Here is a 13,873-nt window from a genome sequence, read left to right on the forward strand (position 1 = left end):
GCTTGTAGTGACTGGTGCTTAAGGGTCGCTCGCGCGAAGCGGGCGGCCCTTTTGCCAAAGACGAGTTGCCCCATGGTCTACCTCTCTCGGACCGGGACAACACCAACTTGCGTCGCGCTCCCTTTTTTCGAGGCGATCAACGCGTGCCTCCGTCGCCCAAGATGGTATAGGGCGCCCAAAACAACGGGTGAGCGTAAGTGAACTCTGTCTTCCCGTCGGGGCCGACATAACCCGGCCCGTCCATCAGAGCCATCATCGCCTGCCGTAGCGCTTCAGCGCGCGTCAGCTTGGGATCATCTGCCTGGCGCTTGAATAGATCGGTGACCAGCTCCTTTGCCGATTGCGAATGAACCGACCAGTTGGTTACGAGAATGGCCCGTGTGCCTGCATAGAAAAACGCGCGGCCGAGCCCAGATGCTGCTTCCGCGCCGGCCCCTTCCCCGGCACCCGTATTGCAGGCCGAAAGAATGACCCAGTCCGCGTCGAGCCTCAGTTGCAAGATTTCCTCCATCGTGAGCAACCCATCGCCGTCGACGCCAGCGACGGCAGGCGCGGTCAGCGCCAAAGCAGGCTGCGTCAGCCCGTCGAGTTCCCCCGTCGCGAGGCCATGCGTCGCGAAAACGACGATCCTGAAGCTGGACAAATTCGTCGTCTTGACGACCTTTTCGTTGGCATCCCTCCCAAGCCTCAGCACTTTCGACGGATCGACCCCCAGCGCAAGCGCGATCGACTTGAGTTCGTCGGCAGTGTCCGGAAGCCGTGGCAGCATCGCGAGCTCGGCGCTGTCAATGCCTTCCAGCTTCGGAATTGATCTCCGACTTAATGGCCGGCGACGCATAGTTGAGGCAGCCGAGGGATTGACAGGCTCGTTCGTTTCTTCCGCCTCCTCGGCCTGCTGTTCGTTGAAGAGCGGGTCACCGAATGCGATGAGTTGGCTGCGTCCGGAAGCGGCCGCCGGCAGGGAACGCAGGGTACGAAGTGCCGACAATGATGGCAGAGTAACGACGTCATGTGTGCGAGCCAGCCAAGGAACATTCCGATAACCTGCGAAGAGCGGACCGTCGTCGGATTTGAGCACGGATGGCGCGGTCGGCAACAGCGACAGCGGTAGCAGCCCGAGCGCACCGTTCGTCACCACGATCAGGCTTTTCGACTGCTTCCAGCCGGCTTCAACGGGCTTCAGCAGGAGGGAATAGAGTTGATAACCGAGGCCGACGTCGAAGGGCGGGATATCGGAAATCAACGCCGCTTCCGGCTCCAAGGCTTCCCGCAGCTTTTTTATCTTGCTTTTGATTTCATCGGGTTTGGCTTCAACGGAAGCAAAAGCGATCGGGCCGCTCTTTGGGACCGCCCAGACAAAGCTCGCATCGTCTCCAAAGTAGAACGACAGAGCCGCTTCGCCGTCGTGAAGAGCGTCCTTGATCTGTGCTATGCTAGGCGGCTTCGGATTGACGAGATCAGCATAGGCAGGGAACCGCCCGTTCATCTCGGCACGAGCCACGTCCCGATCGACACGCAATCGCGCAATCGAACTCTCGACGTCGTGCAGGATTTTCTCGTCGCGCTCGCTTGACGGCACATTTAGAAGATTATTGAGCGAGCCGACCCGAGCCCTGAGCTGTTTACTCAGATCCTGCTCATTGCGCACCAGCTCGGCGAGCGCCGGATCCTTTGCCGCCACGCGTGCGCTCGACTCGGCCAAAGCCTGCTGCACTGCGTGCCCGCGAATGGAGTCCGCCAAGATGAAAGTTTGCGCAGCAATGTCGTCAGCTGGGCTTCGGGTTGTTGCGAGGAGCTTGATGTAGTTCTCGACGATGAACTTCAGTCGGGCCTCAGCCTTTGCCACAACCGCAGCATCATTATCATCAGAGTCCTGTTGCGCCGCTTGCAGCACCGGCAACGCGAGCTTGAACTCGTGGATTGCTTCGGCGCCTCTGCCCGCGCGCATCAAGGCAATGGCCAGAACGCCCCTTGCAGAGGCGCTATCATAGTTGCTCTCGCCGAAACGTGCGACCTCGTGTTGAACAAGTGCCTGCGCAGCGCCGAGCGCTTCCTCGTTTCTACCTGAAGCCAAGAGCGCATTGATCCGCGTGGCGTTCCACAGCAAACCCTCCCGTTGCCGGGCATCCCAGGTGGCGACCGCTTGGTCGAGTTGGTCGAAGACCTCATTTGCCTCATCCGCTTTCCCTTCGCCGGTCAGGATAGAACCGAGCCAAGAGAGAGCGTAGGCACTATTCGGATCCGCGTCGCCGATACCAAGCGTGCGCTGGATGTCGAGGCCCGTTCGTACGAGCCTCTCGGCCTCTGAGAAGCGGCCTTCCCAATTCAGGATGTTGGCAAGACGAGTGACGTAGGGCGTTGTCAGACGATTGTACTTGCCGTCCGCCTTGAGACGCGAAAACAATGCGATGCGAGCGTCCGACTCGGCTTCAGCCAGCCGTCCTTGCCGTGATTTCATCGTGGCGATATTCAGCAGAAATGAATCGGTCTGTCTCTGCAGGTCCGAATCCAGCGGCACGTCCGGGTCTGTTTTTGCTAGCTTGTCGAAGACCTCGATCGATTTCATTCTGAACTCGCGTGCCCGAACATAGGCGGCCTCGGCACTACGATACTGGCCTCGCGCGGCGAAAATGACCGCTTGCATCCATGCAATTGAACATTCCCATGAGCTGCCTCTGATGCGGTAGGCTTGCCAGCGGGGGTTGCCACTGCGCGCCTCCTCGATGAGGGCCAGTGCTTGTCGTAAGTACTCGTCAGCCCGCGGCAGGTCCCCCATGGCAACCGCAATATTGACAGCGAGATGGTGCAGGGGGAACAAATTACCCCTTGTGCGCGGTTGATCGGCTTCGGCCATCAGCCGTTCTGCCATCGCGAGGGCGCGCTTGTAGTCACCCACCGTCTTGAGCCTGCTCGCGACATCCATCCCGATCCGCATCGCAAGACGATGGTTGCCGACCGCCCGCGCGACGACGAGCGCGTGCTGACTGTCGGCCAGCGCATCGGCCGAGCGCCCCAGGATTCCCCTCGCCTCGGATCGGGCGTAGTAGAATTGCGCCAGCGGCCCTTGCGAAAGGTCGTCAGAAGGTTCCGCGTCGGCGGCAGATTTCATTCTAGCCAGAGTGGCGGGATCGGGCTTTTCGCTATCGAGAATCGCGGTGATATCCGCAATCGATCGCGGCGGAGGAAGAAAGCTTGCCGGGAGCGGGACGCCAACATTTGATTCTGTGGCTTTGCCGTTCGGTGTTTCGCAGGCATGCTTTTGCAACGCGTCACGAGAGCATTCATCGGGTTGTGCCTGCAGGGGACCGAGCGTTAGTACAAGGCAAAGGACGATTGTCCACCCTGACCACCTGTCCATGCGGAGTCCTCGCTCAAGCGCAGCCCGATGGAGACTGCGAGTAAATTGCAATTTGATCTCAGTCGTTGTTTCTCTAACGGGACAGGTCGTGCACTGCAGGTCTTCGAAAAATTCAAAACTACTTTCAGGAGGAACAAGAAGGAGATGGCGCCATTTGCGTCCCTGGCACGCCTATGCTGCACGGACACCAAAAACGGAATCGTTTAGCTCGGCAGCGCAGCGATTCGCTCGACGGGACCGTACTCCGGCGAGAGCAAGCGTCGACCAGAATGCAGAACACTCACTTCGGTGAACAGGACCGATAACCAAATTTCCTGATCATGTCCCGCCCTGAGATGGTGGTGAAGCTGGTAGTTTCCATGATGTGATTTGCGACGAGGTAGCCGCGCAGCGAGCCATTGTAGGAGTTCATCATCCTCTGCGTACCTTTGGGGGTTTCGGCCGCATGAAACAATAGTTCGGCATTCGGGTCGACACAGACGTTCTTCAATTTGAGGAACATTGTGCAGGCCGACTGACAATGACCTTCGATTCGGAAAGGTTGACCGCTCTCGGAGATCTGCTTGCGGACTTCACCAAATTGCTTGGTTTGACCACCCATCCCGTAACGGGACGAGGAATCCTGAGCGAGAGCGTGTTCACAATAGAGCAGTGACGAAAAGACGAAGAAAAGTGACGCGGCTCGAAATCGGTCCGGCATAAAAAATTCCTTTTTGATTTATCTATGGACAATCAGTTGGAGAGCAAAATCTTGGTGTCAGCAAGCGACGAGCCGACCTCAGGTAATCAGTCTATGCCACGCTAACGAATAGTCAAATGTCCCACGGGTCGCGTCGCTAATCGTGTTCCGCTCTGCCTCGATATCTCACGTTTATGAGTAGGCGCCCTAACGCGCTTCCCCAAGACCACTCTCCGCGAGCCGCTCCGCGAACCACAGCGACTGCACCTGATCGATACCGCCGCTGACATAGACCTCCGACATGGTCACGTTGTGCTGGTCGAGCACCAGCAGCACGCCGATCCAATAGGCGAACCAGACATGCGGATCGGTCAGCGCCATCAGCTTGTGCTGATCGTGCTCCAGCGGCGTATGATTGCTCGCCTTGCGGATTTCGACGGTCAATAGGTTGTTCGGGATCTCGCGCTGATGCACCACGACATCGGGATAGATCGACTTGCCGAGATGATCGTCGGTCGAGATGATGGTGCCGTGCGGCAGGTGCAGCGTCCGCTCGCCGAGCCGGTCGTAATTGCAGTCGACCGACCAGCCGGAAAACTGCCGCTCGAGATGGACGGCGAAGCGGTGCGTGATCGCACGCTCGCCGATGTCCTTCTCGAACAGGAAGCCCTCGTGGGCGTAGAAGTCCCGGAGCGCCGCGATCACCTTGTTCAGCTCGGTCTGCATTTTGCCTCCGGGCTCTCGGCGCTCCGTCGTTTGCGCGCCCCTTACATCTGGACTTCGATCAGCCGCGGCCCCGGCTCGGCGACGGCCTCTGCCAGCGCCTTGTTGAACTCGTCGGCGTTGGTGACGGCGCGGCCCGGCACGCCCATGCCCTTGGCCAGCGCGACGAAATCGAGCGTCGGGCGATCGAGGCGGAGCATGTCGTTGGCGCGCTGGCCGGGCTCGCCGGCGCCGACATTGTCGAACTCGCCGCGCAGGATCTGGTAGATGCGGTTGGCGAACACGATGGTGACGATGTTCAGATTCTCTCGTGCCTGCGTCCACAGCGACTGGATCGTGTACATCGCGCTGCCGTCGCCGACCATGGTGATGACCTTGCGGTCCGGGCAGGCGATCGCGGCACCGATCGACAGCGGCGTGGAGAAGCCGATCGAGCCGCCCATGTTCTGGAGCCAGTCGTGCGGCGCGGCTGCCGCGGTCGGCGGGAAGAAGCCGCGGCCGGTGGTGAGGGATTCGTCGACCATGATCGCGTTCTCGGGGATCGCACAGGCGATCGCCTGCGCGATCGAGGCGAAGGTGAGCGCGCCGGTCGGCTTGACCAGTTCCTGCAACGCCTGCGGCTTGACGTCCCTGGCGCTGGCCCTCACGGCGCCGGCGAGCGCTTCCAGCGCCGCCACCGAATTCTCGCCCCAGGAGGTCATGCGATGGACCTCGCAGCCCTCGGGCTTGAGCATGCTCGGCTTGTTCGGATAGGCGAAGAACGCGACGGGATCGTCTGACTCGACCAGCACGATGTGACGGAACTTGGCCAGCATCGGCAGCGCGTTCTCGATGACGTAGTGGATGCGGTCGATCGAGAAGCGGCCGCGGCCGCGCGCCATCTTCGGGCGGAACGTCGGGCCCATCACGGTGCAGCCGGTCTTGCCGGCGATGCGCTCGGCCAGCGCCAGGCCGTGCTCGCTCAGCGCGCTGCCGGTCATCAGGAGCAGCGTGCCCTCGCCGTCGCCGTGCAGGATCTTTGCGGCCTGCTCGACCGCCTGCGGCGAATAGCTGGCGCGCTGCTGCTCGGCCGGAACCTCGGCAATGCCATCGGCCTCGTTCCAGGCGGTGTCGGCGGGCAGGATCAGGGTCGCGATCTGCGGCGGGGCGCTCCTGGCGGCGGCGATCGCCGCGGCACCGTCGGCGGCGACCGATTTGGAATTCGGCGAGGTGCGGACCCAGGACGACATCGGCCGGGCCAGGCCCTCGATGTCGGAGGTCAACGGCGCGTTGTAGTCGATGTGGTAGACGGCGTGCTGGCCGACGATGTTGACGATGCCGGAATTGGCCTTCTTGGCGTTGTGCAGATTGGCAAGGCCGTTGGCGAGGCCGGGGCCGAGATGCAGCAGGGTCGAGGCCGGCGAGCCCTTCATGCGGAAATAGCCGTCGGCCGCCCCCGTCACCACGCCCTCGAACAGGCCGAGCACGCAGCGCATGCCCGGCACGCGGTCGAGCGCCGCGACAAAATGCATTTCGGAGGTGCCCGGGTTGGTGAAGCAGACGTCCACCCCGCCCTTGACCATCGTCCGCACCAGGCTTTCCGCACCGTTCATTCTTCTTGCTCCCGCAATCGGCGATTTCCAGTGATCCCTGCGATCAATCATTGTTCGCTGGCCCGGTCAAAGCAATAGCCGGCATTGCGGCCCTGCCCCGCATGGCAATCCGCCGGTTTGGCTAATGCTTTTTTCGACAAATTGGCGCGGTTGCCGTTTTGGTAACGCCATCCGCCGGGGGATGCCCTGTCTCACGGGGCCGTGGCTTGCGAAATGCCCGCAAATATGGCCTGTGGCTGTCGTTGAATCGATTTTTTTCTGGGGGAAGCAATGATCCGGTTTTTTGCCGCGCCGATCACCGCAATGGCGCTCTTGCTGGCCGGCGCGGCCGGCGCGTCCGCGGCGGGGATGGTGGACTTCACGGGCACCAGCTCCACCGGCTTTCTCGGCGGCGGCGCGAGCCCGATCCCCCGCACCACCGTCATGTACAACGGCAATTATGCCCCCGGCACGATCGTGGTGAACACCGCCGAGCGCCGGCTCTATCTGGTGCTCCAGAACGGCCAGGCGCTGCGCTACGGCATCGGCGTCGGTCGCGACGGCTTCCGCTGGGGCGGAGTGCACAAGATCACCGCCAAGAAGGAATGGCCGGATTGGACGCCGCCCTCGCAGATGATCGCCCGCCGGCCCGACCTGCCACGTCACATGAAGGGCGGCATCGAGAACCCGCTCGGCGCGCGCGCGATGTATCTGGGCTCGACTCTCTACCGCATCCACGGCTCCAACGAGCCGGAGACGATCGGCCAGGCGGTCTCCTCGGGCTGTTTCCGCATGACCAATGACGACGTCACCGACCTCTACGGCCGCGTCGGCGTCGGCACCACCGTGGTCGTACTCAACAACTGATCCGCGGACACGGCGGGATGCTGCCCGCCGCGTGAATTTGCGGACTTGTGCGCGGGCAGCGAATACGGCAGCGTCGCGCGACGATGAGCGCATTGGTCCCGCCCTCGGCTGCCCCTCGCTTCGCCCTGCTGGCGTTTGCAGCGTTCGCGCTTGTGCCTGACACCGCGCCCATGGCGACCGCCGGCGAGCTGCCCGCGATCGCCTCGCGGCAGCGTGCCGAGAAGAAGAGCTTTACCGACGCCGAGATCGTCGACGGCTTTTTCAAGACCGCCTTCGGCGCCGAATACCACCTCGCCGGCCGTGTCGATCGCATCCGCAAGTTCGACGGACCGGTGCGCGTGTTCGCCGAGACCGACCGCGCCGACCGCAAGGCGCAGCTCGCAAGGGTCGTCGCCGACATCGGCAAACGCGTGCAGCATCTCGACATCGCCATGACCGACACCGCCGAGGCGGCGAATGTGCGGGTGAAGCTGGTGCGCGACCGCGACCTCTACCGCACCATCACGAGCTTCTACGGCGCGGAGAAGGCGCGCGAGATCCGCACCTCGCTCGATCCGCAATGCCTGTCCGGCTTCCGCAAGAACGAGCAATTCGAGATCGAGCATTCCGACGTCATCCTGACCGTCGACACCGGCGACTTCACCTTCCTCGACTGCGCCTACGAGGAAGTGCTGCAATCGCTCGGGCCGATCAACGACACCGCCAGCGTGCCGTGGACGATGTTCAACGACAACGTCTCGATGGGCTATTTCGACGTCTACGACCAGTACATCCTCAATTTGCTCTACGACCCCCGCATCAAGGCCGGCATGACCGTGCTGGAGGTGAGAGCGGTGCTGCCCGAGGTGCTCGCCGACGTGCGCGCCTGGGTGAAGCAGGTGAACGATCTGAAGGAGTGAGCGCGCCGTCGTTGCGAGCCCCGCCCTACTGCACGAGGTCGGCCACGGTGGTCGCCGCCTTCAGCCCGGTGCCGGTGAGGACTGCCACCGTGGTCTCGTTCGCCTTGATGGCCCCGTCGGCCGCGAGTTTCTCCAACGCCGCAGCTGCGCTGGCGCTGGTGGGCTCGGCGAACAGCCCCTGCCGCGCAAGACGCCGCAGGGCGGCGACGATCTCGTCCTCGGTGAGCGCGACCGTACCGCCGCCGCTTTCGCGAAGAGCGCCGATGATCTCGCGCAGCCGCAGCGGGGACTTGATCGCGGTGCCCTCGGCGATGGTCTTGCTCACCTCGCGCGCGACGGGCGTATCGACGCCGGCCTTGAAGCTGGCATCGATCGGCGAGCAGTTGAGCGGCTGCGCCGCGAACAGGCGCGGCAGCTTTGCGATCTGCCCCGCCTTCAGCAGCTCGCGGAAGCCGAAGGCGCAGCCGAGCAGGCTGCTGCCCGCACCGACCGGGACGATGACGTTGTCGGGCGCGCGAAAGCCGAGATCTTCCCAGATCTCGTAGGCAAGCGATTTTGTGCCTTCGAGGAAGAACGGCTGCCAGTTGTGGCTGGCATAGAAGGTCCGGCTCGACTGCCTGATGGCTTCCGCCTCCGATTCCTCGCGCGGCCCCTCGACCAGTTGCACCTCGGCGCCGTAGGCGCGCACCTGCGCGATCTTGGCCGGCGAGGTCGAGGCCGGCGCCAAAATCTTCACGCGCATGCCGCCGGCCGCGCCAAGCCCGGCCATCGACGAGCCGCCGTTGCCGGAACTATCCTCCAGGATGGCGTTGACGCCGATCTGCCGGAGGAACGAGAGCATGACCGCCGAGCCGCGGTCCTTGAAGCTGCCGGTCGGATTGAACCATTCGAGCTTGAAGAACGGCCGCAGATCGCCCCATGCCTGCTGCACCAGCGGCGTGCATCCGGTGCCGAGCGAAATCGGGTCCTTGATCTCCACCGGCAGCGCCGCCCGGTAGCGCCATAGCGAGCGCGTACCGCTGTCGATATCCGCCCGCGAGATCCCCGCCCCCGGCGTCACCAGCAGCGGCGTGCGCTCATCCGAACACCAGCGCGGCTCATCAAGCGAATAGAGCTTTCCATTGCGGGGATCGATGTAGCTGGCGGTGGGCATGGCATTCTCCGGGGCGGGCCGATCCGGTCGATATGTCCGAATATGCAGGTTTTATCCAGTCACCTGTTTCGGCGGCGCCGCCCCCTCCCCTTCAAAAATTCGAACGATTACATAGATATAGAACACGTTCCGGCGTCGTTCGCCGGTCTGGACGAGGAGGCGAACGCCAGCCCGCCACGATTAACTTGTCTGTCGCGGGTCGCCGCTACAATATGTTGGATTGCGTCGCCGGGGCTTCGTTCCGGCAACGCTGATGAGCCAGGCCCGTCCGAGCGGCGGGCCGTTGGCTTTTTGGGAGTTTGGCCATGAGCCGCGCGAACCGTACCGACCATATCCGCCTCACCTCGCACCCCGAGCCGGGCCGGAAAGCCGCCTTCCCGATTCACTGGGGCGCAGCCGACGCGCGCGCCCGCGGGCCGATCATCGGCACGGTGTCGCGCGCCGGGGATCGCAACGTGATCGGCAGCCATGGCGGCTCCTATGCGATGTACCGCGCGCTCGCCGTCTCCGCCGGCGCGCTCGATCCCATCAGGCGCCCGGATCTCACCAACACCTTCCCGGCCGCCACCATCGGCCCGTTCGAACAGTGGCGCGATCCCGCGAAAATCGTCGCGCTCGATCCCTGGGGCCATCTGGTCGCCGAGAACTTCGGCAAGGACATCGCCGAGGGCGTCGATATCCGCCCGAGCATCGCGATCACGCGCGCGCGGCTCGACCTGCCCGAGATCCGCGAGGCGCTGGCGGCCAAGCGGCTGCGCGCCGACGGCGAGGTCGTCCACGCCAATGGCAGCGTCTCCGTGGTGAAGATCGCGATCGATCCGGTCTGGTACCTGCCGGGCCTTGCCGAACGCTTCGGCACCGGCGAGACCGAGCTGCGCCGCACGTTGTTCGAGCAGACCGCCGGCATGTTCCCGGAGCTCGTCACGCGCCCGGACATGAAAGTGTTCCTGCCGCCGATCGGCGGCACCACCGTCTACATGTTCGGCGATGTGACAAAGCTGCCTGATCATCGCACCAGGATCACGTGCCGCGTGCATGACGAGTGCAACGGCTCCGACGTGTTCGGCTCCGACATCTGCACCTGCCGTCCCTATCTGATCCACGGCATCGAGGAATCCGCGCGCGGCGCGCAGGAGGGCGGGCTCGGGCTCGTCGTCTACAACCGCAAGGAAGGCCGCGCACTCGGCGAGGTCACCAAATTCCTGGTCTACAACGCGCGCAAGCGCCAGGAGGACGGCGATGCCGCTGCCGCGTATTTCGAGCGCACCGAATGCGTCGCCGGCGTGCAGGACGCGCGCTTCCAGCAATTGATGCCTGATACGATCCACTGGCTCGGCCTGAAGCGCATCGACCGTTTCCTGTCGATGAGCGACATGAAATACGACGCGCTGACCTCGCAGGGCATCGACATCGTCGAGCGCGTGCCGATCCCGCCTGAGCTGATCCCGGCGGACGCCTATGTCGAGATCGCGGCGAAGAAGGCGGCCGGCTATTACTCGACCGACATCGCGCCCGAGAAGGACGTCGATGGCGTGGTCGGGCGCTCGCTGGAAAAATACTGATCCGGCGATGGCGGACGTTTTGGAACAACAGGCACGCGCGCTGCTCACCGCGAAGGCTGTTCGCGCGCGCGCCGGACAAATGCTCGACATCGGCCTGCGCGACGGGCTCACGCATTTCACCATCGATCTCGATCGCATGGACGGAGTTGCGGAGGCGGTGCTTGTCGTCACGCGCAAGGCTTACCCGACGCTCGACATTCCCTTCCACGCGCGGTGGCGGCATTTTGTGTCCGGCGGCGCGGACCGCTGGGCGCAATTGGCCGACGCGACATCGTGGCCCGATCGTGCGGCACGGGCGCGCGCGGAATTCGACCTCGCCATCGTCAGCGTCCTGCTCGACGCCGGCGCGGGCGCGACGTGGCGATACCGTGATGCGATGACCGGACAAGGCATCGGCCGCTCCGAGGGGCTCGCGATCGCAAGCCTCGACATGTTTGCCGGCGGCCTCTTTTCGCGCGATGCGCGCGCGCCGTTCAGGGTCGATGCGGACGTGCTCGCCAAGCTGCCGCTTTCGGCACTGACGTCGGCCTTCCAGGCGAGCGATGCCAATCCGCTGCTGGGCCTCGAAGGACGCACCGATCTGCTGCAACGTCTGGGCAGGCTGGTGGCTGCGCGCGCCGATGTCTTCGGCATGCAGGACAGGCCGCGGCCGGGCGGCTTGTTCGATCATATCGCCGCGCAAGCGAGGGGCGGCGCCATCCCTGCGCCTACGATCCTGTCCGCGGTGCTGAACCAGCTCGGACCGATCTGGCCGTCACGACTCGAGCTCGCCGGCGTTCCGCTCGGCGATTGCTGGCGTCATCCTGCGATCAAGAGCGACGATGCGACCGCCGGCCTCGTGCCGCTGCACAAGCTGTCGCAATGGCTGAGCTATTCGCTGATCGAGCCGCTCCAGCGCGCAGGCTTCGAGGTCACCGACATCGATGGCCTGACCGGGCTTGCCGAATACCGCAATGGCGGCCTGTTCGTCGATCACGAGGTGCTGTGCCTGCGCGATCCCGCCGACGCCGAGCGCGCGCATGCGGTCGACTCGCTGCTCGTCGTCGAGTGGCGCGCGCTGACCGTCGCGTTGCTGGATCGTGTCGCCGATCTTGTTCGCGCCAAGCTCGGCCGCACGCCTGATACATTGCCGCTCGCCAGCATTCTGGAAGGCGGCACCTGGGCCGCCGGCCGCGCCATCGCGTTTGCGCGCCGTCCCGACGGCTCACCGCCGCTCAAGGTGATCAGCGACGGCACCGTTTTCTAGCCCACCCTTGTTGCCCGCCGCACTGACTTGAAGAATTTCAGGAGCATCCGATCATGGAAGGCGTCACGATCGTCGATCATCCGCTGGTGCAGCACAAGCTGACCCTGGTGCGGGACAAATCGATCTCGACAAAGTCGTTCCGCGAGCTGATCAAGGAGATCGGCATGCTGCTCTGCTACGAGGTGACGCGCGACCTGCCGCTCACTGATACCGTCATCGAGACGCCGCTGGCGACGATGCACTCGGCCAAGATCGCCGGCAAGAAGCTGGTGTTCGTGCCGATGCTGCGCGCCGGCACCACCTTCGTCGACGGCATGATGGATCTGGTGCCGACCGCGCGCGTCGCCCATATCGGGCTCTACCGCGAGCCCGAGAGCTTTGCCGCGGTCGAATACTTCTTCAAATCGCCGTCCGATCTCAGCGAGCGCCTTGCGATCGTGGTGACGCCTGTCGTCGCAACCGCCAACACGGCGGTCGCCGCCGTCGACCGATTGAAGGAACGCGGTGCCAAGGACATTCGCCTCGCCTGCCTGATCGCAGCACCGGAAGGACTCGAGCGCCTGCGCGGCCTGCATCCCGACGTGCACATCTGGACGGCAGCCGTGGATGAAAGTCTCGATGAAAACGGCTTTATCCTGCCGGGCCTCGGCGATGCCGGCGACCGTGCTTACGGAACGCGGTAGGCGCCAAGCTAAATCTTCCCGCTGCCGCAGATGCCCTTCAGCGCCTGCCACTCCTTGTCGGTCAGCAACGGCGGGCCGCTGGCGGGACGGTCCTCTTTCGTCATGCGCGCGAGGCGATCCTCGGTGAGCGGATGGCTCGCCAGGATCGTCGACAGGCCCGAGCCTCCTTCCTTGCCGGTGATGCGGAACATCAACTCGGCCGCGGGCTTCGGCGAGCGGCCGAGCGCGTGCATGATCTCGATCGCAAAAGTGTCGGCATTGGTCTCGGCCTCGCGCGAATAGGAGGCTTCGACCACGCTGCGCGAGGCGAAGATCACGGCGGAGGAGCCGGTGACGTCGCCGAACAACAGGCCGATCAGGAACGAGGTGCCGCCGTTGTAGATCAGGCCGCGCATGTTGTCGGAGTGCTTGAGATGGCCGAGCTCGTGGGCGAGGATGCCGGCGAGTTCGTCGGGATTTTCGGCCTTGTCGAGCAGTCCGCTCAGCAAATAGACCTTGCCGCCCGGCAGCGCGAACGCGTTCGGCACCGAGGTCCGCAGCACGCCTGCCGTCATGGAATCGTCGTCGAGGCCGGCGGCGTCGCGCAGCCGGTTGACGAGCTTGCGAAACGCCGCCTGACCGGCCGCGTCGTCGCAGGCCGCGCCGCGGAAGATCGTCTTCACCTGCACCTCGGAGGCATCGCCGATGCGCCGCTCGATCGGCTTCGGCACCAGCGGCGCGAGGCGGTCCGCGGCCAGCGGCACGCCGAACAGCACCACGCTGACGATGGAGACGGCGGCCGCGACCGACCAGCCCACGATCTTTGCAACACCGCGGCCCGTGGTCTGGTGCTCGTCGATGCTCGGACAGCGTGCGACGAGACCGGCACTGAGCGCCGCATCGCGAATCTCGAGCCGCGCCAGCGGCGGCGCGGACATGGAGGTCAGGCGCAGGGTGCCGGCCGGACTGTCGGCGCGTCGGATTTCGGCGTAGGCCCAGCGCGTGACGGTCGCCTGCCCATCGCTCGGCTCGACGATCTCGAGCGCATCGCCCAGCGTCAGCACGACCTGGCGCCGGCGGCTCGACAGGCCGTCGAAGAAGATAGCCTTTTGTCCGGGCTTCGTCTCAGCGCCGGGCTCGGCAGTCACATCAC

11 protein-coding genes are annotated in these 13,873 nt (G+C 64.2%); 5 read left to right on the forward strand and 6 right to left on the reverse strand.

The window, feature by feature from the left end:
- Positions 1 to 136: 136 nt before the first annotated feature.
- The 4 genes from QY049_RS32835 to QY049_RS32850 all read right to left on the reverse strand — a co-directional run bounded on the left by QY049_RS32835 (position 137) and on the right by QY049_RS32850 (position 6,352).
- Positions 137 to 3,265, reverse strand: coding sequence for a CHAT domain-containing protein (locus tag QY049_RS32835; RefSeq protein WP_301270402.1), 3,129 nt, complete (start codon positions 3,263 to 3,265; stop codon positions 137 to 139).
- A 373-nt stretch (positions 3,266 to 3,638) separates the two neighbouring features.
- Complete coding sequence (locus QY049_RS32840; protein WP_258765351.1) at positions 3,639 to 4,058, reverse strand: hypothetical protein; 420 nt, start codon at positions 4,056 to 4,058, stop codon at positions 3,639 to 3,641.
- Positions 4,059 to 4,244: 186 nt separating this feature from the next.
- On the reverse strand, positions 4,245 to 4,763 hold the full coding sequence (locus QY049_RS32845; protein WP_258765350.1) for a hypothetical protein: 519 nt from the start codon (positions 4,761 to 4,763) through the stop codon (positions 4,245 to 4,247).
- A gap of 41 nt (positions 4,764 to 4,804) precedes the next feature.
- Positions 4,805 to 6,352: an acetolactate synthase large subunit gene (locus QY049_RS32850; RefSeq protein WP_194477629.1), complete on the reverse strand. Its 1,548-nt coding sequence runs from the start codon at positions 6,350 to 6,352 to the stop codon at positions 4,805 to 4,807.
- A gap of 270 nt (positions 6,353 to 6,622) precedes the next feature.
- On the opposite strand from QY049_RS32850, the gene QY049_RS32855 reads away from it, so the two are divergent.
- Positions 6,623 to 7,198: a L,D-transpeptidase gene (locus tag QY049_RS32855; protein ID WP_194477630.1), complete on the forward strand. Its 576-nt coding sequence runs from the start codon at positions 6,623 to 6,625 to the stop codon at positions 7,196 to 7,198.
- An 83-nt stretch (positions 7,199 to 7,281) separates the two neighbouring features.
- The gene (locus QY049_RS32860) at positions 7,282 to 8,097 is read left to right on the forward strand and encodes a DUF2927 domain-containing protein (RefSeq protein WP_258765349.1); all 816 of its coding nucleotides are present in this window, start codon (positions 7,282 to 7,284) and stop codon (positions 8,095 to 8,097) included.
- A 25-nt stretch (positions 8,098 to 8,122) separates the two neighbouring features.
- Here the strand turns inward: QY049_RS32860 and QY049_RS32865 are convergent, their stop codons facing one another.
- Positions 8,123 to 9,250 carry a pyridoxal-phosphate dependent enzyme gene (locus tag QY049_RS32865; RefSeq protein ID WP_258765348.1) on the reverse strand — a complete coding sequence of 376 codons (1,128 nt, stop codon included), beginning with the start codon at positions 9,248 to 9,250 and terminating at the stop codon, positions 8,123 to 8,125.
- 305 nt (positions 9,251 to 9,555) lie between these two features.
- Between QY049_RS32865 and QY049_RS32870 the strand changes: the two genes are divergently transcribed.
- Genes QY049_RS32870 through upp form a run of 3 tightly spaced genes read left to right on the forward strand, consistent with a single transcriptional unit; the run spans position 9,556 to position 12,741 of the window.
- The gene (locus QY049_RS32870) at positions 9,556 to 10,812 is read left to right on the forward strand and encodes a GTP cyclohydrolase II (protein WP_194477633.1); all 1,257 of its coding nucleotides are present in this window, start codon (positions 9,556 to 9,558) and stop codon (positions 10,810 to 10,812) included.
- 7 nt (positions 10,813 to 10,819) lie between these two features.
- Positions 10,820 to 12,058: a URC4/urg3 family protein gene (locus tag QY049_RS32875; RefSeq protein ID WP_258765347.1), complete on the forward strand. Its 1,239-nt coding sequence runs from the start codon at positions 10,820 to 10,822 to the stop codon at positions 12,056 to 12,058.
- Between the two features lie 53 nt (positions 12,059 to 12,111).
- Positions 12,112 to 12,741 (forward strand): uracil phosphoribosyltransferase, encoded by a 630-nt coding sequence (gene upp, locus QY049_RS32880; protein ID WP_258765346.1) that lies wholly within the window; start codon positions 12,112 to 12,114, stop codon positions 12,739 to 12,741.
- Positions 12,742 to 12,749: 8 nt separating this feature from the next.
- On the opposite strand, the gene QY049_RS32885 is transcribed toward upp, so the two are convergent.
- Positions 12,750 to 13,868, reverse strand: coding sequence for a M48 family metallopeptidase (locus QY049_RS32885; RefSeq protein ID WP_258766890.1), 1,119 nt, complete (start codon positions 13,866 to 13,868; stop codon positions 12,750 to 12,752).
- Positions 13,869 to 13,873 lie beyond the last annotated feature (5 nt).

This window comes from Bradyrhizobium sp. WYCCWR 13022, from assembly GCF_030435535.1.
In the GTDB taxonomy this organism is placed as follows: domain Bacteria; phylum Pseudomonadota; class Alphaproteobacteria; order Rhizobiales; family Xanthobacteraceae; genus Bradyrhizobium.

Excerpts from the sequence above, each read along its gene's own strand:
- QY049_RS32840 (WP_258765351.1), bottom strand. The coding sequence starts at position 4,058 with ATGCCGGACCGATTTCGAGCCGCGTCACTTTTCTTCGTCTTTTCGTCA.
- QY049_RS32845 (WP_258765350.1), bottom strand. The coding sequence starts at position 4,763 with ATGCAGACCGAGCTGAACAAGGTGATCGCGGCGCTCCGGGACTTCTAC.
- QY049_RS32850 (WP_194477629.1), bottom strand. The coding sequence starts at position 6,352 with ATGAACGGTGCGGAAAGCCTGGTGCGGACGATGGTCAAGGGCGGGGTG.
- QY049_RS32855 (WP_194477630.1), top strand. The coding sequence starts at position 6,623 with ATGATCCGGTTTTTTGCCGCGCCGATCACCGCAATGGCGCTCTTGCTG.
- QY049_RS32860 (WP_258765349.1), top strand. The coding sequence starts at position 7,282 with ATGAGCGCATTGGTCCCGCCCTCGGCTGCCCCTCGCTTCGCCCTGCTG.
- QY049_RS32865 (WP_258765348.1), bottom strand. The coding sequence starts at position 9,250 with ATGCCCACCGCCAGCTACATCGATCCCCGCAATGGAAAGCTCTATTCG.
- QY049_RS32870 (WP_194477633.1), top strand. The coding sequence starts at position 9,556 with ATGAGCCGCGCGAACCGTACCGACCATATCCGCCTCACCTCGCACCCC.
- QY049_RS32875 (WP_258765347.1), top strand. The coding sequence starts at position 10,820 with ATGGCGGACGTTTTGGAACAACAGGCACGCGCGCTGCTCACCGCGAAG.
- upp (WP_258765346.1), top strand. The coding sequence starts at position 12,112 with ATGGAAGGCGTCACGATCGTCGATCATCCGCTGGTGCAGCACAAGCTG.